The 19,412-nt window shown below is 69.3% G+C and carries 19 protein-coding genes and 2 pseudogenes; 6 read left to right on the top strand and 15 right to left on the bottom strand.

The genetic code is table 11. The features are described 5' to 3' along the window. Window positions 1-82: 82 nt before the first annotated feature. Window positions 83-1,165: a PIN domain-containing protein gene (locus EV385_RS14740; protein WP_130509995.1), complete on the bottom strand. Its 1,083-nt coding sequence runs from the start codon at window positions 1,163-1,165 to the stop codon at window positions 83-85. Between EV385_RS14740 and EV385_RS14745 the strand changes: the two genes are divergently transcribed. Then, window positions 1,097-2,794: an NAD-dependent succinate-semialdehyde dehydrogenase gene (locus EV385_RS14745; RefSeq protein ID WP_242624884.1), complete on the top strand. Its 1,698-nt coding sequence runs from the start codon at window positions 1,097-1,099 to the stop codon at window positions 2,792-2,794. The genes EV385_RS14740 and EV385_RS14745 overlap by 69 nt on opposite strands. Window positions 2,795-2,899: 105 nt before the next feature. Here EV385_RS14745 and EV385_RS33905 read toward each other — a convergent pair whose 3' ends face one another. From EV385_RS33905 to EV385_RS33915, 4 genes are all read right to left on the bottom strand, one after another. Further along, window positions 2,900-3,778: an SDR family NAD(P)-dependent oxidoreductase gene (locus tag EV385_RS33905; RefSeq protein ID WP_165449479.1), complete on the bottom strand. Its 879-nt coding sequence runs from the start codon at window positions 3,776-3,778 to the stop codon at window positions 2,900-2,902. Then, the gene (locus EV385_RS33910; protein WP_165449480.1) at window positions 3,775-4,212 is read right to left on the bottom strand and encodes a DUF6069 family protein; all 438 of its coding nucleotides are present in this window, start codon (window positions 4,210-4,212) and stop codon (window positions 3,775-3,777) included. The genes EV385_RS33905 and EV385_RS33910 overlap by 4 nt, the downstream gene beginning before the upstream one ends. Window positions 4,213-4,275: 63 nt before the next feature. Then, window positions 4,276-4,695: a MarR family winged helix-turn-helix transcriptional regulator gene (locus EV385_RS14755; protein WP_165449481.1), complete on the bottom strand. Its 420-nt coding sequence runs from the start codon at window positions 4,693-4,695 to the stop codon at window positions 4,276-4,278. Window positions 4,696-4,795: 100 nt separating this feature from the next. Further along, a complete protein-coding gene (locus EV385_RS33915; protein WP_165449482.1) occupies window positions 4,796-4,972 on the bottom strand; it encodes a hypothetical protein in 177 nt (58 codons plus the stop codon). 600 nt (window positions 4,973-5,572) lie between these two features. On the opposite strand from EV385_RS33915, the pseudogene EV385_RS14760 reads away from it, so the two are divergent. Beyond that, window positions 5,573-5,773, top strand: a pseudogene (locus tag EV385_RS14760) (ATP-binding protein); the annotation flags it as partial. Window positions 5,774-5,812: 39 nt separating this feature from the next. Then, a complete protein-coding gene (locus EV385_RS14765) occupies window positions 5,813-6,358 on the top strand; it encodes a GerMN domain-containing protein (RefSeq protein WP_130513311.1) in 546 nt (181 codons plus the stop codon). A gap of 451 nt (window positions 6,359-6,809) precedes the next feature. Here EV385_RS14765 and EV385_RS14770 read toward each other — a convergent pair whose 3' ends face one another. From EV385_RS14770 to EV385_RS14790, 3 genes are all read right to left on the bottom strand, one after another. Then, entirely contained in the window at window positions 6,810-7,478 is a 669-nt protein-coding gene (locus EV385_RS14770) for a potassium channel family protein (RefSeq protein ID WP_207229832.1), read from the bottom strand. After that, window positions 7,471-9,039 carry a TrkH family potassium uptake protein gene (locus tag EV385_RS14775; protein ID WP_242624885.1) on the bottom strand — a complete coding sequence of 523 codons (1,569 nt, stop codon included), beginning with the start codon at window positions 9,037-9,039 and terminating at the stop codon, window positions 7,471-7,473. Before EV385_RS14775 ends, EV385_RS14770 begins: the two co-directional genes overlap by 8 nt. Window positions 9,040-10,157: 1,118 nt before the next feature. Continuing rightward, complete coding sequence (locus EV385_RS14790) at window positions 10,158-10,517, bottom strand: GlsB/YeaQ/YmgE family stress response membrane protein (RefSeq protein ID WP_130509999.1); 360 nt, start codon at window positions 10,515-10,517, stop codon at window positions 10,158-10,160. 343 nt (window positions 10,518-10,860) lie between these two features. On the opposite strand from EV385_RS14790, the gene EV385_RS14795 reads away from it, so the two are divergent. Further along, window positions 10,861-11,175: a BON domain-containing protein gene (locus EV385_RS14795; protein WP_130510000.1), complete on the top strand. Its 315-nt coding sequence runs from the start codon at window positions 10,861-10,863 to the stop codon at window positions 11,173-11,175. Window positions 11,176-11,190: 15 nt separating this feature from the next. On the opposite strand, the gene EV385_RS14800 is transcribed toward EV385_RS14795, so the two are convergent. The 4 genes from EV385_RS14800 to EV385_RS14820 form a co-directional block, all read right to left on the bottom strand. After that, window positions 11,191-12,333 (bottom strand): NAD(P)-dependent alcohol dehydrogenase, encoded by a 1,143-nt coding sequence (locus EV385_RS14800; RefSeq protein ID WP_242624886.1) that lies wholly within the window; start codon window positions 12,331-12,333, stop codon window positions 11,191-11,193. Window positions 12,334-12,779: 446 nt separating this feature from the next. Next, complete coding sequence (locus EV385_RS14805; RefSeq protein ID WP_130510001.1) at window positions 12,780-13,859, bottom strand: PIN domain-containing protein; 1,080 nt, start codon at window positions 13,857-13,859, stop codon at window positions 12,780-12,782. Window positions 13,860-14,061: 202 nt separating this feature from the next. After that, complete coding sequence (locus EV385_RS14810; RefSeq protein ID WP_130510002.1) at window positions 14,062-14,247, bottom strand: hypothetical protein; 186 nt, start codon at window positions 14,245-14,247, stop codon at window positions 14,062-14,064. A gap of 567 nt (window positions 14,248-14,814) precedes the next feature. After that, window positions 14,815-15,018 carry a cold-shock protein gene (locus tag EV385_RS14820; protein ID WP_130510003.1) on the bottom strand — a complete coding sequence of 68 codons (204 nt, stop codon included), beginning with the start codon at window positions 15,016-15,018 and terminating at the stop codon, window positions 14,815-14,817. A 405-nt stretch (window positions 15,019-15,423) separates the two neighbouring features. Here EV385_RS14820 and EV385_RS14825 point away from each other — a divergent pair, with 405 nt between their 5' ends. Beyond that, window positions 15,424-15,879 carry a hypothetical protein gene (locus EV385_RS14825; RefSeq protein WP_130510004.1) on the top strand — a complete coding sequence of 152 codons (456 nt, stop codon included), beginning with the start codon at window positions 15,424-15,426 and terminating at the stop codon, window positions 15,877-15,879. 1,146 nt (window positions 15,880-17,025) lie between these two features. Here EV385_RS14825 and EV385_RS33920 read toward each other — a convergent pair. Further along, window positions 17,026-17,235 (bottom strand): hypothetical protein, encoded by a 210-nt coding sequence (locus EV385_RS33920; protein WP_165449331.1) that lies wholly within the window; start codon window positions 17,233-17,235, stop codon window positions 17,026-17,028. 117 nt (window positions 17,236-17,352) lie between these two features. On the opposite strand from EV385_RS33920, the pseudogene EV385_RS35075 reads away from it, so the two are divergent. Further along, window positions 17,353-17,573 (top strand): annotated as a pseudogene (locus EV385_RS35075) (ABC transporter permease); the annotation flags it as partial. 126 nt (window positions 17,574-17,699) lie between these two features. On the opposite strand, the gene EV385_RS14835 reads toward EV385_RS35075, so the two are convergent. Together EV385_RS14835 and EV385_RS14840 are read right to left on the bottom strand one after the other, a co-directional pair. Beyond that, window positions 17,700-18,161 (bottom strand): sigma-70 family RNA polymerase sigma factor, encoded by a 462-nt coding sequence (locus EV385_RS14835; protein WP_130510005.1) that lies wholly within the window; start codon window positions 18,159-18,161, stop codon window positions 17,700-17,702. A 642-nt stretch (window positions 18,162-18,803) separates the two neighbouring features. Next, window positions 18,804-19,340 carry a DUF5994 family protein gene (locus tag EV385_RS14840; protein WP_130510006.1) on the bottom strand — a complete coding sequence of 179 codons (537 nt, stop codon included), beginning with the start codon at window positions 19,338-19,340 and terminating at the stop codon, window positions 18,804-18,806. Window positions 19,341-19,412: the final 72 nt, after the last annotated feature.

Genomic DNA, 19,412 nt, shown 5'->3' on the forward strand with positions numbered 1-19,412 from the left:
TGATCAGTACGGTTACCGCCCGGCAATGTGCTGGAAGAACGCGCTGCCAGGGGCACCGATGGCGCCTACAGGGAGACGATCGTCATGCGGTTACGGGCGTGTCGGTGAGCAGGTAGTCGTCGGTGTCGGGGCTCCATTTCAGGTCGACGGCTCCACTGGTCGCCGCGGCCCGGCAGAACTGCAGGAAGCTGCGGTAGCCCAACTTCTTCTCGCTGAAGTCGGGCCGTACCTTGCGCAGCTGGTTCTTGAGACCGGACAGCGCCACCGCTCTGTCGTTGCCCGCCAGGTCGTGAACCACCGAGCGCAGTAGACCGAAGGCCGCTTCCCGGTCGCCGTGCTCCGGGAGTGTCACGTCGGGGTCACCCTTCGCGGGGCCGTCGGTCAGTTCGACCACGTTCTTGTCGGCGAGGTGGCGAAGGAGTTCGCCGAAGGCACGGAACCCGTAATCGGCCTCGTTGAAGGTCGGGTCCTTCCGGAGCAGGGTGCGCTTGATCGTCGAGGCGGTGACCGCGCCACTGGCGTTGCGTTGCAGACCGGCCACGGTCTGGGCGACGAGGACGGCGAGGGTGTCCACATCGCGTGTGGACGCGTCCGCCCCCGGCTGCGGTTCTGGCTCCTGCTCCCTCGGCTGCGGTTCCGCCTCCGGGGATCTGGCCGGACGACCGCGTCGGGTGCGGGTGGGTGGGATCTCGACGCCCTCCAAGCGGTCGTAATAGAGGAACTCGTCGCAGGCGGGCGGCAGCAGCGCCGACGTTGTCTTTTCGACCCCCACGCCGATGACGCGCTTGTTGAGCTCACGAAGCTTGTGGACCAACGGGGTGAAGTCGCTGTCGCCGGTGCCGAACACGAACGTGGAGATGTAGTCGCGCTCGAAGGCCAGTTCCAGCGCGTCCACGGCCATCTTGATGTCGGCGGCGTTCTTGCGCGAAGCCCCCATGCGCTGCGGGATGTCGATGAGCTCGACGTGCGACCGGGTCAGCATCCGCCGGTCCTCGTCGAAGTACGACCAGTCGGCGTACGCCCGGCGCACGACCACCCGTCCCCGCTCGGCGAGCGCGTCCGCGATGGGCCGCAGCTCGAACGTCATGCCGCCGAGGTGGTCGCGCGCGCCCAGAGCCAGATTCTCGTAGTCGAGGAACAGGGCGATCCGCTCTTCTTGATCCACACAGGTCAGCGTAATCCCGCAACTTACCCGTCCCGGTGGTCGGCCATCCGCCAGCGCTCCGCCGCGGCCCCCGCCCGGATCGGTAGTACTGCCAATAGACCACGACGCGCCATACGTGGTCGGATCAACGGTGCACATGGTTCGCTCCGGCCAACTGGGTCAACGGTTCGCCGAACGCGAGCGGGCCGACGGTTCGCAGTGGGACGGAGCCGCGCGATGACCGCAACCCGATCGTCGGTTGTCAGCGTCAACCCTTACAACAACCAGGTGCTGGGCGAGTTCGCGGCGATGTCGGACGAGGCGGTCGACTTCGCTGTCGGGGCGGCGCATGCGGCGTTCCTCGGCTGGCGCCGGATGACGCCCGCCGATCGCGCCGCGATCGTGGGGCGGGCCGGTGAGCTGATGCTGCAACGCCTCGACGAGTTCGCCCAACTCGTGACGCTGGAGATGGGCAAACGCATCACGGAAAGCCGGGACGAGGTGCGGCTCGCCGCCGACATCATGCGGTACTACGGCGAGCGGGGCCCCGACTTCCTGGCCGACCGGCCGCTGCCCGCGGACGAGGGGCAGGCGGTGGTGGCCAGTCGGCCACTCGGCGCGCTCCTCGGGATCATGCCGTGGAACTACCCGTGCTATCAGGTGGCCAGGTTCGCCGCGCCGAACCTGGCGGCCGGCAACACCATCCTGCTCAAACACGCCAGCAACTGCCCCCAGTCGGCGCTCGCGCTGGAACGGTTGTTCCGCGACGCGGGCGTGCCGCCCGACGGATACATCAACGTGTTCGTCTCAGGCGGGAACGTCCGGCGGATCATCGAAAACTCGTTGGTGCGCGGCGTCTCGCTCACGGGCAGCGACCGCGCCGGCGCCAGCGTGGCGGAGCAGGCCGGGCGCAACATCGTCAAGGCCGTGCTCGAACTCGGCGGGAGCGATCCGTTCATCGTGCTCGACGCCGAAGACCTCGACCGCACCATTGACGCCGCGGTCACCGCCCGGCTGTCGAACATGGGCCAAAGCTGCGTGAGCCCGAAGCGGTTCATTGTCATGACGGGGTTCTTCGACCGGTTCGTGGAGGGGGTGCGGCAGCGATTCGCCGCGCTCATTCCCGGAGACCCGATGGACCCGGCCACGACGCTCTCGCCGCTCTCCTCGGAGCAAGCTGCCGAGACCCTCGTCAGCCAGGTTCGGGACACCGTGGCGCAGGGCGCCCGGCTCGTCTCGGGCGGCGGGCGCCTCGACCGACCGGGCGCGTTTGTCCAGGCCACCGTGCTCACCGACGTACGGCCCGGCATGCGCGCCTACTACGAGGAACTGTTCGGCCCGGTGGCCGTGGTGTACCGGGTGACGAACGAGGACGAGGCGGTCGCATTGGCCAACGACAACCCGTACGGCCTGGGCGCGGCGATCTTTTGCCGGGACCTCGACCGGGCCGGCCGGCTCGCCGAACGGCTCGATGTCGGCATGGTGTGGATAAACCATCCCACCTCCAGCCGTCCCGAACTTCCCTTCGGCGGCATCAAACGCTCCGGATACGGCCGTGAACTGTCCGACCTCGGAATCCGGGAACTCGTCAACCGAAAGCTGATCCGGACCTACCCGACAACCGTCGCGGTCGGCTTCGCCGGCGGCTGAACAGGGAGGTCGACCGGCATGGCCGAGACCGCGCTGCTGGCGGTGCCGGTCACATCCCCGCTCCCACGTCGGGGCGCGTACTGGCGCTCGGCCTATCCCGGTGGTCTATCTCGGTGACGGTGCCGTGGGTCGGTCCAGTGCCCGGCGCACGAGTTCGGCGCTGACACCGAGCAGCTCATGCTGGCGTCGTTCGTCCGTCACGTAGGCAGGGGCGGGAAAGGCCCCGCGCCGATTGCGGAAGGACGCCGTGCCGGGCTCCACCCGTTGGTCGGTGGCGGCCGCGACGACGTCGGCCGCGGCCTCCTCGGGGCGGCGGGTGGCCAGAGCGTAGAAGGGGCGCAACAACGCGCGTGCGATGGCGGGTACCTCGCGTCGGATGTTCGTGTCCACTGCTCCCGGCCCGTAGCCGACGGCGGAGATCCCGTACCGCCTCGGTGCCAGGGCGGTCAGGAGGTCGTTCGCGAGTTGGGCCTGGCCGTGGGCCCGCATGCCGGTCCGGGCGGCGACCTCGTCCGCGGAGGGGAATTCGACCTGGGCGATCCGCGGGATACGCGGTGCGCTGGCGGCAAGGTTGACCAGTCGGGTTTGGGTACCGATCAGGCCGGTGCGATGTGCTTCCTCCAGGAACAGGTATCGGCCGAGGTAGCTGATGGCGAAGTCCTTCTCCAGGCCTTCCTCGGTGTACTCCGCCCGCGTCAGGAGCACGCCCACCGCCTGCACCACGACGTCGACGCGTTCGATGTCGAGGGCGGCGACCGCCCGCACGACGGCGGCCATCGACCCCAGGTCGGCGAGCCGCACGTCGAGCCGTCCCCGGTCTCGTCCGGCGGCGGCCTCCTGGGCGCGCAGCGCCTCGGCCTTCGCGGCGGAGCGGCCGATGGCGATGACGTCGGCGCCGCGGTCTCGCAGCAGGCGCACCGTGGCGGCGCCGATCCCGTCCGTCCCGCCGGTCACGACGGCCGTCGCGCCGGTGAGATCGCTCATCGCGCACGCTCCAGCGGCAGCGCCCGGGCCAGCACCGGGATGGTCACGGCGGCCACAGCGCCGTGCATGACGCACAGCCAGAGGGCTGTCGCGGTGGTCGACGCGGCGCCGAACGGCGAGCCGAACGAGAGCACGAGGCCGATGGCGGTGAGCGCGACGAAAAGCGGCCGCGGCCGTGGCGTCCGCGCGAGCAGGGCCGCCAGGACCCCGCCGGCGACGGCTCCTATTAACGCGGCGATCACCGCGACGGCGAGCGGCACCCCCGCTGGAGTGGTCGTACCAGGCGCGGTGACCGCCAGCGAGTCGCCTGCTGCCGTGGCGGTGAGGTGGACGACGGCTACTGCGGCGCCTGAGCCGAGGGCGGCCATGCCGGTGGCGCGCAACAGCACGCGTCGGGTCGGGTGCGGCGTCACGCCGTGGGTCGAGGATGCCACGATGACCTCCGTGAGTTAAGTGCTGAACATTGGGGTGTGGTTGGCCTGAGATGACAGTGCTGATCAGTCGTCGCTGAGCTTGTCCACGAGGCGTTTCAGGCATGCCAGCTCGTCATCGTCCAGGTCGGCGAAACGGCGGGCGATGAAGCGGCTGTGCTCCGGCCTCAATCGGGCCACTGTCGCGGCCCCCTCGGGTGTCAGGTGCAGCGCGTAGGCGGCTCCTTCCGGCACTCTTGCGAGCAGCCCGGCGGCCTCAAGCTTGGTGATGAGCATCGACACGTTGCTCTTCGTCACCCCGAGGGCCTCGCCGAGTTGGTGCTGCCGGCAGCCCGGATCCGCGCCAACCAGGACGAGTAGCTGATACTGCGCCGGCGTGAAGCCGTGGGTACGTAGCTCCCGTGCGCCGTCTTGGGAGATCGCATGCACGGCGCGGACGAGAGCGGCGAACACCCGCATCGCCTCGTTCTCCCGTCGCATGGTCATGAAGCAATGTTCAGTGCTGAACATACGTCTTGTCAAGTACGGCACGCTACGGGGCCGGATCAGGCCATGATCAACCCGGGAGCGGGCGGCGACTCGAAGATCATCGGTGCAGATCCGACCGGACAGAGTCGGTGCTGGCGTTGTCGGGTGCGCAGGTGTTCGGGTACGTCGTCCGCCGGCGGCGGGCTGGGCCTTGCCCACGCGGTGGAGAAAGGGCGGCGAGGGTGATCACCATGCTGATGATGAGCAGCGTGCTGAGCAGAATGTCGACAATCACGGCGGGACCTCCTCTGGCGTCGTACCAGAGATGACGGTGGTCGTTGGCGGCGAACTTTCCTCCTCACGTCCTGTTCGGCGCACGGTCTAGCCACGCGGTTCTGCGGCTCCCCGGATATGCGGGGCGCACCTGCGACGGTGCCGGTCGTGTGGTGGTCCACCACGGGCGGTTCGTGATTTCGACGGGGGACCGTCGCCGGACAGGGTCCGGGGTGAGCGCCGGATGGTGAGAAGCAGGCGGTGTGCGGTGACGACGGCGGCGAGCCAAGCGAGCTGTTCCCGTGCTCGCCGCCGCGCGGCATAGGCCGCGACCAGCGCACCGCTGAGCAGCAGCAGAGCGGTTACACCCCACACGCCGTGCGTCCGCGCGACCAGGGCGCTGAGCAGCAACAGAACGGTGACCGACACCAGTCCCACGCCGACGCTGGCCGGCCGCCCCATGACGCCCTCCCTCAACCTTGGGGCCCGCCGTCGGCGCGAGCACCGACCGCGAACCGACATCACCAGTGTCGCCGGGCCGCATGGCGTCCGTCCCCCGGGTGCATGACAGTTGCATGACGCCGGTCGCGCGCAGCGCTGCCGGCCCGACGCCGCGGCGGGCGGACCCGGAGTGGCCGTCGAGGACCGCGAGATCATCTTCGACCGCTTCGTGCGGGGCCGCAGCGCCCACGCACGCGGCACCGGATAAGGCACCGGATTGGGGCTGGCGCTGGTGGCCGAACACGCGGCAGCCCACGGCGGCCGGGCCGTGGCGCTGCCGCGGCCCGGCGGCGGCGCCCGACTGCGAGTCGAGTTCTCCGGGCCTGTCGTGAGCCGGCGGGTCTGTGCCGGCGCGCTGGCGATGGCAGTCGCCGGGCTGGTGGCCGGCTGCGGCATACCCGTGGAGCGGCAGCCCCGCACCGTGGAGCCGCCACGCGGGCCCTTCGCCGGCACCGCGGCGACCACGCCGGCGGCGCCACCGCAGGCCGGGACGGTCGCCCAGGTGCTCTACTTCGTCCGGGGCGGCGCCCTGGTCGCGGTGGTGCGGCGGGTCAAGAACCCACCCACCGTCGACGGCCACCTCCAGCAACTCCTAGGCGGCCCCACCGCAGCGGAGGCTGGCACCGGCCTGCTCAACGCACTTGCCGGCAACGCGGTCATCGCCGGCGTTCGCGTCGAGGGCACCCGAGCGATTGTCGAGCTCGGCGACCCACCCCAGGGTGGTTCGCCCCGCGACGAGGTCCTGGCCTTGGGACAGGTGGTGTGCACCCTGACCGCCCGCGCCGACATCGCGTCGGTGTCCTTCACGCACGCCGGTCAACCGGTGGGTGTTCCCCGGGCCGACGGGTCGCTCACCCATTCGGCCCTGACAGCCGCAGATTTCGCCAAACTCATCGCACCCGCGTAACCACGCCCACCCGGTCAGCGACGCCCCCAATGACGAGGTGGCTCGCTGCCCGCCAGATCCTGGTCGCACACTCGCGTGCGCCGGGCGCGGCGACCGCTGCCTGTCGTGATGAGTCGGCCAGCCCGGATCAGCGACCGCATGGACCCGGTCGGGCACTGGCAGTAACGCTGGTAGGGGAGCGCCACGCTGGGCATCGGCGGACTGTGGCATGTCGTCAACGTCCTGCAGCGCGGTGCGTGCGCCTGCCTGCTGCGCAAAGATGACGCTGAACGTGCGGTAGCCGTAACCGCCCTCGGGGTACGGCAGCGGCCGCTGCTCATAGTACGAGTTCAGATAGGTGCCCGCGATGACGTGCGGCTCGCCCTCGTCCAGATTTCCGCCCAGCCCGATATGCCGCGGTGACACGCCGGCGGCGCCGCGGGGCTGCGGGGCTGCGGGGCTGCGGGGCCGGTCAGCTGAGGTTGGCGAAGGTTTCGACCTGGCGGGTCTTGCCGGCGACGATGAGGATGTCGCCGGCGTAGACGGTGGTCTCGGAGGTGGCGTAGGTGAATTCCTCCCCGGGACGTTTGATCGACACGACGGTGACGCCGTACTTCGAGCGCAGCGAGGCATCGGCCAGGGTCTTGTCCCACGACTCCTCGGGAGCGCGGGTCTTGACGATGGCGTAGTCGTCCTCGAACTCGATGAAGTTGAGGATGTGACCGGTGACGAGGTGGGCGACGCGTTCGCCCATCTCGTGCTCGGGCAGCACCACGTGGTGCGCGCCGACGCGTTCGAGGATGCGGGCGTGCTGCCGGTTGATGGCTTTCGCCCAGATGTTCGGCACGCCGAGGTCGGCGAGCAGCCCGGTGGTGAGGATGCCGGCTTCCAGGTTGGTGCCGATGCCGACGACGGCGTGCTGCATGTCGTGCACACCGAGTTGGCGCAGCGCGAGCTCGTCGGCGGTGTTCGCCACCGCGGCGTGGCTGAGCTGGTCGGCGAACTCCTGCACCACCCTGCCGTCGGCGTCGATGCCGACGACTTCCCAGTCCTGGCGCATCAGTTCCAACGCCAGTGAGCTGCCGAAACGGCCCAGGCCGAGCACGGCGATGCGGTTGGCGGTGGCGGGTCTTCTAGCCAACGATGGGTCGCTCCTCGGGTAGTTCGTAGCGGCGGGTCCGCTCACGCAGCGCCAGCGCGACGGCTGCGGTGATGGGCCCGAGCCGGCCGATGAACATCAGCAGGATCAGGATGACATGTCCGGCGGTGCCCACCTGCGCGGTGATCCCGGTCGACAGTCCGACGGTGGCGAACGCCGAGGTCACCTCAAACAGCACCTGGTCGAGCCGGAACGGCGTCAGCGCCAGCAGCGCCACGGTGGCGGCGGCGACCGCGGCGACGCTGAGCAGCACGATGGTCAGCGCCTGACGTTGCACGCCGGCGGGCAGACGCCGGCCCAGGGCGTGGACGCTGGGCTCGCCGCGGATCTCGGCGAGGATGACGAAACCGAGCAGGGCGAACGTGGTGACCTTGATCCCGCCAGCGGTGCCGGCGCTGCCCCCGCCGATGAACATCAGCACGTCATGCACCAGCAGGGTGACGTCGTTGAACTCGGCCACGTTCAGGCTGTTGAAGCCGGCGGTACGGGTCATCACCGCCGTGGTGAACCCGGCGAGGAGCTTGCCGCCCGGACCGAGGCCGCCGAGCGTGCCGGGGTTGGACCACTCGACGACGCTGATCGCCAGCCAGCCGCCGGCCAGCAGCACCACCGTCATCCCCACCGTAATCTTGGTGTGGACCGACCAGGTGCGAGGGCTGCGCAGCTCACGGCGCAGCTCGAACAGCACCGGAAAGCCGAGCCCGCCGATGATCACCGCGGCCGTGATGGGCAGGCAGACCAGAGGATCGTCGACGAACTGCATGAGGCTGTCGGCGTACAGTCCGAAGCCGGCGTTGTTGAACGCCGAAACTGCGTGGAACACACCCAGGTACACCGCCCGGCCGGTGCTGTAGCCGTAGCCGTCGGCGAACCGCCACGCCAGCACGGCCGCGACCAGCACCTCAACGATCACGCTGATCCGCATGACGCCTAGCACGACCCGGCGGACCTCGCCCACGCCGATCGCCTTGGTTTCGGTCTGCGCGCTGAGCTGCAGGCGCATCCGTAGCCGCCGCGCGACCAGCAGACCGAGCAGGGAGGCAAGGGTCATGATCCCGAATCCGCCGATCTGGATCAGCCCGAGGATCACCGCCTCCCCGAAGCTGGAGAAGAATGTGCCAGTGTCAACGACGACCAGGCCCGTCACGCACACCGCCGACGTGGCGGTGAACAGCGCCGTCACCAGCCCGGCGCTGCGGCCGGTCTCGGTGGCGAATGGCAGCGACAACAGCCCCGTGCCGACTAGCACCGCCGCGGCGAAGCCCAGCATCACCAGCCGAGCCGGATGCCGCAGCGACCCGGACAGCCATGCCGTCACTGCCCGCGGCAGCCGCCACCGCCGCACGCGGGCCCACACCGCGACCGGCGTCTCGGCCAGGACGCGCAGCGCAGGCGCAAGCGGGCTCCACCAGCGCCGCGCCCGGGCCGGATCACGGCCACGCAGCGGAGCCCACGCCAGCAGCAGCACTCCCAGCACCACCGCGGCGAAGACACCCGCGACCGCCAGCAGCCCCACCAGCAGCTGCGCCCAAGTCGACTCCATCAGCTCATGATCCACGGCAGGTGGCAGCCGCCGCGACCGGCGCCCGCGAGCTCACACCTGCGCCGCTCGCCGAACCGCCCGGTACGCCGTCGAGCGCGCCACCCCGAATAGCTCCGCCAGTCCGCGCTGGTGTGCTCGCCACCTGCGTGCAACGCCACCAGGTGCGCCTCCTGCCGGGGCCCAATTCGGGCTGCTTGCCACGTAGTCAAATCCTGGTCCATGCCGGCCCTTCACCGGCCGCCGTGAGTCGCTTCCCGAGACCATCAACGCGGTCGCCGGCCGCGTCTCAGATAGATTCGCCGGCCTTAACTGGTAAATACCCGACCCCCAACGTCAACCACTGCGCACAAGGTCGTAAGACGTCGGCCCAGGATCAAGGTCGCACGGTCAGCGACGTCGCCGCCGCGGCCGACGCGCGGGCCGGGTGTCCTTCGGGGCGCCGGAGAACAGCCGCCACGCATGCCATGCACGCCGCCCGGGACCGCACCGCACCGACGCCGTACCGCCGTCATGGACCGGCGCGGCCGGACGCCGTCCGATCCGCGGCCAACGCTGCGGTGATCGCCTGCGGCACGGTATCGAACGTGCGGAAGGCGGTGTGCAGGCGCATCGTCCACAGCACCGTCCGCACGAACCGTGACGGTGCGGCGAGCAACAACTCACCGTCCTGCCGTCGGGCGGCGGCGCGGGCACGAACCAGCACTCCCAGCGCTGCGGGCGCGAGATGCAGCTCACCGCGCTGAGGTCCACGACGACACAGGGCCGAAGCGCCACGGCGTCGTCCAGTGTGCGACGTAACTCCGGCACGAGTTCCGCGTCGAGGTCGCCGGTCACCCGGACCAGGGCCGCTGGTGAGTTCGCCGCGAGCGAGACGTGGGACGCCCGGGCGTCGCCGGCTGGCAGCCGCGGCGCCTGACGGGCAACATCCGTGCCGGAGTCACTGCAGCCGGGACACCGGTGCGGGCCCCGGGCGAACGGCGACCCCGTCCACCCGGTCGCGCTCACTGCGACAGAGTCGACCTCGGCATCGTGCAACCCGCAGCCGTCCACCGCGGTGCTGGCACCGCATCCGTCACAGCTCACCCGCACACCAGTACCGTCCGCCGCCGGGACAGTGGTCACGTCGTCACCCCATCGCTGCCGTTGCTCTGCTCGCCGGACTGCGGCCGGCGTGCCACCCAGTGCCCGCGCCCGTGAGGGCGGATGTGCTTGTCGGCGGCGCCGGTCCATCCCGGCGCGCCGGCCACCACCAGGGCGACGGCCGCGGCCACGATCTGGACTAGCAGCTCGGCCAGCCGCAACCGCGAGGCGTCCAGCCCGGCGAGCCGGGCCAGCACCGTGGCGGCCAGCGCGGCCGCCACACCCACGGAGATCAGCACCCACACCGGAATGCGACGACGATCCCCTAGTGCCAACGCTGCGGCCGCACCGAGGACACCGCCGATGACCAGCGCCGCAGTGATACTGGTGATCGTCATCGCACGCTCCCTGCCGACATGAGCAGCCGCGCGACGCGAGCGCCGTGCCCGCGTCAGCGGCCCTTGCCTGCAGGTCAGCGTCGTGGCCGGTTATCGCGACGGCTACCCGGAGCCATGACGATCCTGTGACATCTCGCCCGCCGACTGACAGAGATGATGTTGGTGAGCACCTCCCGCCGGGGGGGGCTGACCCACCGACTGACAGGTCCGACCGTCACGCAACCGTCACGAACTCGCGGACTGGCCTCCATGAACGCCACGCACGCTGGGAGCACCCGACACCGAGATTCGACGCTGTCGACCGACAGGGAGGGTAAGTCGATGATGTGGGCCTGGCCAGGCGATGAGTTCCCCCCACGCCGCAGGCGACCCGGATACCCGCATCGCGTGGCAGATCGTGGACCGCCTCGGCGAACACCCGCAGTGGCGACACCAGCACGTCACCGTCGAGGTACAGAACCGCGTGCTGATTCTCACCGGCACCGTGGACTCGCCGGACACCCGCGACGCCCTCACCGCATCCGCACGAACGGTCCACGGGGTACGAGACGTCTGCAACATGCTCGACGTTTCCGGCACGCAAGACCAACGAGGCCAGTTCGGGCCGTCCGGATGGGCCACCGAGAATTACGGGCAACAGTTCTACGCAGGCGCTTAGTTACGCCTGAACCGATCAGGGTTCGGCTGGCTCGTCGGGTTCGCCGATGGTGATCACGACTGCGCCCTGTCGCTGTTCGGTTTCGACTCGGCGGTGGGCGGCGACCGCCTGCGACATTGGGTAGATCCGGTCGACGATTGATTGGATCTTCTGGGCTTCGATCATCTCGGTGATCGTTGCCAGGGCCTGTTTCGTCTCGGGGGCGAAGGCCACGGTGACGGTCTTGTCGGTGAGCCGGGTGGTCAGCGCCGACCGGAGGAGCACCGAGAGGCGGGGGTTGCCGTTGAGGTAGCGTCCGCCCGGTTGCAGCATGCCGATGAGACGGCGGTAGGGGCTGCCGGGGACCATGTCGAAGATGACGTCGAACGTGCGGCCGGTGGTGGTGACATCGTCGATGGTGTAGTCGATGAAGTCGTCTGCCCCGAGGCGGCGGACGAGGTCTTGCTTGATGCCATGGTCGACCGCGGTGACCTGTGCGCCCATCGAGTGTGCGAGTTGGATGGCATGGGCGCCGATGCTGCCGCCGGCCCCGTTGATCAGCACCTGCTCCCCAGGCTTGATGCTCGCGCGCTGCACGAAGTGCAGGGCGTTGAGCCCACCGAGCGGGACGGCGGCGGCCTCGGCGAACGTCATGTTCCGTGGCTTGCACGCGATGGCGGCGTCCTCGGGAAGGACGATGTACTCGCCGTAGGCGCCCAGACGCAGGCCGGCGGAACCGTACACCCGATCGCCGGGGGCGAAGGAGGTGACCCGCCCGCCCACCGACACGACCTCACCGGCGAAGTAGCCGCCCAGGATGCGACGTCTCGGCCGGGTGATGCCGAATGCGATCCGCAGCGGCAACCAGAGCCATCTCACGGCGTAGCGGAAGCTCCTGAGCTCGCAGTCGGACTTGGTCGCCTCGGCCGCCCGCACCTTGATCAGGATTTGCCGGTCACCCGCGGCCGGCGTCGGCACGTCCGCCAGGTGCAGGACGTCCGGCCCTCCATAGCGGGTGTAGACGATGGCTTTCACGAAGCCATCGGATCTGCCGGTGGCCGCGCTGTCAACCGACGCGCCAGAGTCCCACCCGGTCCGTGCCAGGCTGGCGGAAACCGAACGTGCCGCGCTACCGCGCAGGTCAATGCCGCGCCCTACCGGCGGCAGATCTAGGCGCAAGTGTGAGCTGGCCGGCCCCGATATGGACGAGCGATGCGAGCGAGGTACACGCGTCGCTGCTTGCGCGGCGGCAAGGATGGCCGCGGCTTCGGGCGGCATAGCCCTGGCAGCGGCGTCGTAGGCGCCAGGATTGCCCAGTGGTCCTGCTCGAGCACGGGCCCAGGTCCGTTGTCGTTAACCAAAGTTCAGGCATCTCCTATTGCGACCAGCTCACCTGTGAGAGGCGGTGCGCTCTCGGGGGTGCGATGATCGACGTGCGATCGGGAGCCGGCATGCCCCGGGATCTTCGTGGTCTGTTCGCCGGTGACGCGTTCGACCGTTGCGGGCGCCAGGCCGCCGCACCGGGCGGAGCAGGCGAAGGTCGACGTTCGGTCGGCTCGCGGTTCCTGCTGACGGCATCGGTGGGGAAGAGGCTGATCACCCGCAACCTCCGGTCGCGGCTGCGCTCAGGTATCCGCTTTGGTGGTTAGCAGGTAGTCCTCGGCGTCGGCGTTCCACGTCAGGTCGACGGCTCCGCTGGTCGCCGCAGCCCGGCTGAACTGCAGGAAGCTGCGGTAGCCGAGCTTCTTCTCGCTGAAGTCGGGCCGTACCTTCCGTAGCTGGTTCTTCAGGCCGGACAGCGCCACCGGGCTGCCGCTGCCCGCCAGATCGAGGACCACCGAGCGCAGCAGGCCGAACGCCTCCTCCCGGTCCCCATGCTCGGGCAGCGTCACATCGGGGTCGCCCTTAGCGGGGCCTTCCGACAGCTCCACCACGTTCTGCTCGGCGAGGTGGCGCAGCAGTTCACCGAAGGCGCGGAACCCGTAGTCCGCCTCGTTGAAGGTGGGGTCTTTACGGAGCAGAGTGCGCTTGATCATGGAGGCCGCTACCGCCCCGCTGGCGCTGCGCTGCAGGCCGGCCACCGTCTGCGCGACGAGGACGGCGAGCGCGTCCACGTCGCGTGCCGGTGCCTCGGCGACCGGCTGCGGTTCGGGCTCCCGCTCCCTCGGCTGCGGCTCTGCCTCCGGGGTCCTGGCCGGACGAGCACGCCGGGGACGCGTGGGCGGGATCTCGACACCTTCCAGACGGTCGTAGAAGAGAAACTCGTCGCAGGCCGGCGGTAGCAGCGCCGACGTCGTCCGCTCGACGCCCACGCCGATGACCCGCTTGTTCAGCTCGCGAAGTTTGTGGACCAGCGGAGTGAAGTCACTGTCGCCGGTGCCGAACACGAACGTGGAGATGTAGTCGCGCTCGAAGGCGAGCTCCAGCGCGTCCACGGCCATCTTGATGTCGGCGGCGTTCTTGCGCGAAGCCCCCATGCGCTGCGGGATGTCGATCAGCTCGACGTGCCCGCGGGTAAGCATCCGGCGATCCTCGTCGAAGTACGACCAGTCGGCGTATGCCCGGCGCACGACCACTCGCCCCCGCTCGGCGAGCGCATCGGCGATGGGCCGTAACTCGAAGGTCATGCCGCCGAGGTGGTCCCGCGCTCCCAAGGCAAGATTCTCGTAGTCGAGGAACAGGGCGATGCGCTCTTCGTGATCCACACGGTGCAGCGTACGCCTGGGCCTGCCAGCGGGCCCCCCCCCGGAAAGGTGGCGGTCCACACCGCGCGAACGCCGAATTGACCGGGTCACGTGCGAACGCAAGGTGAGAACGAGCAGGCGGCAGCCCCGCCGTCGGTGCGCTTCGCCCGTTGCGCCACCCAGGGCGCCGAACGGGAACGGTGCTGTCGCGACGCCGGTCTCGTTATGCGACGCGCGCGGACTCGGTGCCCGCGGTGGACGGGACCGGCCGGACCATGAACGGGTAGCGAAGTCGGCGCATCGCCGCGACGCCGTCGTCGACAGCCAGTTTGGGCTTGTCGGCGTTTCCGATGGCACGTGCCTCGGACGGCGCCCGGAACAGGATCGCGTGCTCGTGGTGGGGTTTCAATCAACATCCTCACAATTTGGTTGGTCGGGGGTAGGCGGGGCCACCGCAGCCGGCGGCTGCCTGGAACCCGGTCATCGTGGGTAACACCGGTCGAATTCTTCATCGGTCGGCCCAGCGGCCCGCTGAACCAGTAGGCCAATGGACCATCAAGTCCATTCAGAATGGACGGATGCTCGCGGCTTGGGGTCTCCTCGGACCCTGGGTGACCTCGAACTCGACGCTCTGGTTCTCCCCGACGCTACGGCCGCGACGAACTCTGTCCGCAGGTGCGGGGCGGTGGCTACCGACAATGACCCGGACAGCCGGGCAAGCAGGACTCTGCCCAGGTGAAGGAAGGCACACCAGATCGGCAGCATACGTCCATCCTCACGGCCAATGCCGCGACGGGCCACTCCAACGAACGTGCGGGATAGCACCGAGCGCTGAAGAGCGAAGCCGTGTTCAAGCGTGGTCGTGTCCTGGCCGAGGGAAGCCGTTGGGGATGATCTTCGGGATGTGTAGTGCCCACTGAAACGCCGAACGGCGGTCCGCTGAATCAGTCGGGCCGCCGTTGGCAGTGCGTGTGGATCAGAGCGGGCGGATGTTCTCCGCCTGCGGACCCTTGTTTCCCTGAGTGATGTCGAACTCCACCTTCTGGTTCTCATCGAGGCTGCGGTAGCCGCTCGTCGAGATCGAGGAGAAGTGGGCGAAGACGTCGGCACCGCCGCCATCCGGGGTGATGAAGCCGAATCCCTTTTCGCCGTTGAACCATTTCACGGTACCTGTAGTCATGTCTGCTCCTTCGCAGGCTGTCGGAGGCCGCACGGTGCGGCCTCTCGTGCCGCCGCGTTGATCACCCGCGCCGGAATCGACACGAAACGAAAAAGCGCCTGGACGGGACTTGGATGACCCATCAGGCGCCGGAAACGTCTAAGGAAATCAAACTGCAACTGACTCCAACGTAGCACAGGATTTGCGGCTTGCCCCCATGTGGGACGAATCGAGCAAGTGAGTTCACCCACGCTACCCGCGCCTGCTCGTTACCCAGATCGAAGCCGTTCAGCGGCGTGCGGGCGCGGAGTATGAGCTCCTCGTGCGGGTATGTCACGACGGGGGACCGCCCGACGTCGTGGTCAGCCCTGCGCGGCGAAGACACCTGCGCTGCCACATTTGCCGGCTCAACACGTCTGCCTCGCGGTGCTGCGCCCGGACCAGATTCTCGGACTCACCGTGGCGACCGCTCGCGCGGACAACATCGAACCTGCCGATGCACAGTGGCACGCGGAACTGGCCCCGTGGGCGGGCCGCGACCGTATCGTCGGCGCCCGCGACGACCTGAGACTGCCCATCGCTCACGGCGAGCACGACCGGGCCACGACCTTCGCCGTGCTGCACGGTGCCCGGGATGAGGACCTGGACTGGCTTCATGCCGGCGAAGCGCTGCCCGCCGGTGCACTGGTCGCCCCCGGGCTAAAGGTGTCCATCTTGCCCTTCAGCGCACCGATCGAGCATGTCGACGCCCGCGAGACCCTACGACGCGCGATACCCGAGCACGGCTCCGCGTACCTGATGATGCGACTGGGCCACCACGCCACCGAATCGGCCCGCTCTGCAACCCACCGAGGGCGGCCCGTCACGCCTGCATCAGCGTGATCGGCGAATCGCGACGGTGTCACGATGACTGTCATCCAACGGGGCCGATCAGTGGATTAACGGCCCCCCGAGTCGCGACAATGCCGAGGCAGGAGATCAACACCGTGCGAAGCCGGCCTCAGCGTGACAAGTTCGGCGAAGACCGTCATCCGAAGGCGGTCACTGGACTCGGATCACGGCCACGGCGATCCTGACAGCGGAGCTAGAGCAGTTCGAAGGCTTCCGGGGGCGTCGGGGACTTGATCTCCGCCATGGCTGCAGCCTAGCCGTCGACCCGCCGCATCGAGGAGGCGCGCGGACACGCCAGCGGCCGCTTCACCTGGAGACCCGTTCGTCTCACAGATCGCGGCGCTGCACGCGCAGGGCTGGGGGTTTCGCAGCAGACGGTGTGGCGGTGGCTTGCCGTCGCTGGCCGCGGCGCGTGGCCCCGGTGCGACGCCGTCCGCCCGGCGTCCGCCACCAGAGGGGGAAGGAGGCGAGCGCCGGGCGAACAGCCAGCACCGGATTCCGGTCGGCAGCACGGGTGTGGACTCGCCTGCGTCGGCAAGTCGTTCCCAGTGCCCCAACACGGTGCCGTGTCCGGCATCTTTCTCATCGGCACGCGGCGACCCGGTGTGTAGGGGCGTTGCTCACGAACGTGCGACCAGTCGCCCCAAAGAGATGTGTCCGGCCGGCCCGGGTGCAGGCCCCGCGGGCCGCAACGATCAGCGCAGCGCCTCCTCCGCGCCGACTGGGTTCACGGCCTGCAGCACCACACGGGCTCGCCCAGCACCTGGAACCGGATCCGGGTCGAGGTGACCGAGGCATACAAGTCCGCGCCGGTCAGTGTCCCCCCGTAGCGCCGAGGGCACCCCGTCCGAGTTCATGTTCCCCAGCAGCGCGCCCGCGACCCCGTACGGGAACGGCCCGTCCTGCCACTGGACCGAACCGGACCACGTCAGACGTTTCCGCGCGGGGGCCGGCGAACGCAGAACGGCGTGCTGCGAGGGCGGGCCCCAATCTCCATAGTCATCACTGCGTGTGCCTGTCGCGGGCCAAACGGCAAACACGGTCCGGGCAGGGGCCCGCGTCTGCAGGCCATCGGCCCGCTGGCGCGGGCTGGCGTTCGCCGCTGGTGCGGGCGCGAGGCCGGTCCCGCCGATGCTGTCAGGTACGGAACTGGGCGACCTCGCCGCGGAGCCGGTCCGCTACCTGGGTGAGTTCGTCGGCGCTCTGGTGCGCTTGCTGGGAACCGGTCGAGGTGGTTTGGGCGTTGCTGGCCACCCCGGCGATGTTCTGGGTGATCTGCGCGGTGCCGTGCGCGGGTTCGCTGATCCCGCGGCCCATCTCCTGGGTGGTGGCGGTCTGTTCTTCCACCGCCCCGGCGATGGTGACCGAGTAGCCGTTGATCTTGTTGATGATGTCGTCGACCCGGGTGATCGCCGCGTCCGCGGCGGCGGTGTTGTGCCGGATGGTCTGTACCAGGCGGGCGATGTCTTCCTGCCGTTCGTAAGCTCAGCATTCGTGCCCACCACGACGATGCCCGGACCGGCACGCGCCTTCGCCGAGAACCAGCCGGTCACTTCAACTCGATCCGGGCACTGTTCGAGGACCAACCGATCGGCAACGACATCTGGGCCGCACTGGCCTGGTGCACGGGCATCCTGGTGATCGCGTATGTGCTCGCGATGATCACCTACCGGAAGAAGGCCTGACGCCCGCCTGCGACACCACCGAGGCCGTGTCACAGTAACGTTCGTTCGCGCTGGATCAGGCCGCGATGAACCGTCGTGGCCTGCTCGTAGGCGAGGCGGTTAGTGAGTACCTCGGGCCCGGAACCGTCATCGGGACACCACCGGCCGCCGTCTGAATAGGCCGGCGAGCTCCACCTCGGCGCGCTGCCCCCACAGCGCGTCAAGTGAGCCAAAGCCGGACGAGTCGGGGTCCGCCGACTGGAGCGCGGCGGGCCGGCTATCCACGACGCGCCGCTGGACGATCTCGTCGATCCACGCCATGACATCGGTGTCCGGCTCAATGTGGCATCCAGCTAGCCACCACACCTCGACGAAGGTGCCCGCGAACACGCCCGCGACCCGATGCCGGTCCGACACCTGACCACGCAGGTCGGACAACACCAGGCCCGAGCATCGGTCGAACAACTCGGCGAACGCACCGCGGTCGTCGTCGGCGATCCGCCGGATCAGCCACCGCAGTCGCTCTGGGCTGCCGCACGGGCCGGACGACGCGCAATCGCGTGGACGGGCTGCCCGACGGAAAGGATCGTGAGGGTTCAACGCTGGCACCGGGACCTCCCCGGGGGGCGACGTGGGGACGTACGCCGCCGAGGTCTGAAGCGACAGTCGCGAGCACGGACTCACGCCACCCGAGACACTACGACAGCATCGACGTGCACAGTAGGGGCACCACGAACGAATGACGAGCGCCCCCCTTCGCGCGCGGTGCACGCGCGTTCGGGGCGCCGCGCACACTTCGAGGCGTACATCACCTGGGCCAACATCACCCTCATGACCCGGCGGCTGACCTGCGCCAAGAGCCATCAGATCGACCCGGCCTCGTTCCTGGCCGCCGGAGCGGCGATTCCCGCCGGGCACGTCGTCGTGCTGGACCCCTCCTGGTCTGCCCGGGACTCCCGGAGCCACAGCCAGGTGCACAGTAGACGGGTGATACTGGAACCGGCGAAGACACCTGCCGTAGGGGAACCGTTCTCGCGTACGCAACCAGGCGTTGCTCCCGGCGCGCCGAAGCCCCGTCCCCTCGTGATGGGGATGGATGGACGCCAGTCACGCGTTCCGTTGCCATCCATGGGGGCCGGGGCCCAGCGGCCTATCGTCTGCGCTGTGATGCATCGACCACCTCCTCCGTTTCTGGCCGACCGTCCAGCCCGTCCACCGTGCGTGGCCGGCGACACGGGGCGTGACCCGGCTTCACCGGTCACGCCCTACCGGCTCAGGCACCCGGTGCTCTGCCGGAGCAAGCCGGCCGCCGTCGGTTTCCCATGCCTCCTCGGGTGAGGTGTCGACGGCTCCTCGAAACCCTGGTGTGCTGACCGCCAGGCGGATGCGCCGGGCCTGGACGGGGTTGGTGATGGTGGCGGCGAGGATCATCGCCGTGTCGGAGGTGCCGCTTGCGGTCTCAGGTGCGACGACGAGCAGATCGACGCGTTCGTTGTTGGCGCAGATCGCGGTCAACAGGCCGCGCGGTTGACTGGTGAAGTAGCCAAGCCGGAGAACCCTGCCGTGCATGCTGAGGCGGCGGGGATGGTTCTCCCAGCCCGCGGCTGCCAGCACGAGTCGGGTGACCGGGCCGCGCACCTTGTCGATGGCCAGAACCAGGCCGGGTAGTTCGGCGACGGGATCGGTGCTGCGTGGCCACCAGGCGCCGTCGAGCAGGACGCGTCGGGAGCCGGTGGGTTCCAGGCGCAGCCGCGGAACGGATGGCCGCGTCACCGAGGCGACGCTCATGTGTGCGGCAGTCGCGCCTTTCATGGTGGACTCCTTCCGGCGGCTGGTTGGCCGGGTGTGCGATGGTCCGAT

The organism is Krasilnikovia cinnamomea (assembly GCF_004217545.1).
Lineage (GTDB): Bacteria > Actinomycetota > Actinomycetes > Mycobacteriales > Micromonosporaceae > Actinoplanes > Actinoplanes cinnamomeus.

What these genes read in the sequence shown, in the direction of transcription:
- EV385_RS33905 (WP_165449479.1), bottom strand. Translation starts at nt 3,778, where the DNA reads ATGAGCGATCTCACCGGCGCGACGGCCGTCGTGACCGGCGGGACGGAC.
- EV385_RS14755 (WP_165449481.1), bottom strand. Translation starts at nt 4,695, where the DNA reads ATGACCATGCGACGGGAGAACGAGGCGATGCGGGTGTTCGCCGCTCTC.
- EV385_RS14765 (WP_130513311.1), top strand. Translation starts at nt 5,813, where the DNA reads ATGGCAGTCGCCGGGCTGGTGGCCGGCTGCGGCATACCCGTGGAGCGG.
- EV385_RS14775 (WP_242624885.1), bottom strand. Translation starts at nt 9,039, where the DNA reads ATGGAGTCGACTTGGGCGCAGCTGCTGGTGGGGCTGCTGGCGGTCGCG.
- EV385_RS14790 (WP_130509999.1), bottom strand. Translation starts at nt 10,517, where the DNA reads ATGACGATCACCAGTATCACTGCGGCGCTGGTCATCGGCGGTGTCCTC.
- EV385_RS14795 (WP_130510000.1), top strand. Translation starts at nt 10,861, where the DNA reads ATGAGTTCCCCCCACGCCGCAGGCGACCCGGATACCCGCATCGCGTGG.
- EV385_RS14820 (WP_130510003.1), bottom strand. Translation starts at nt 15,018, where the DNA reads ATGACTACAGGTACCGTGAAATGGTTCAACGGCGAAAAGGGATTCGGC.
- EV385_RS14840 (WP_130510006.1), bottom strand. Translation starts at nt 19,340, where the DNA reads ATGAGCGTCGCCTCGGTGACGCGGCCATCCGTTCCGCGGCTGCGCCTG.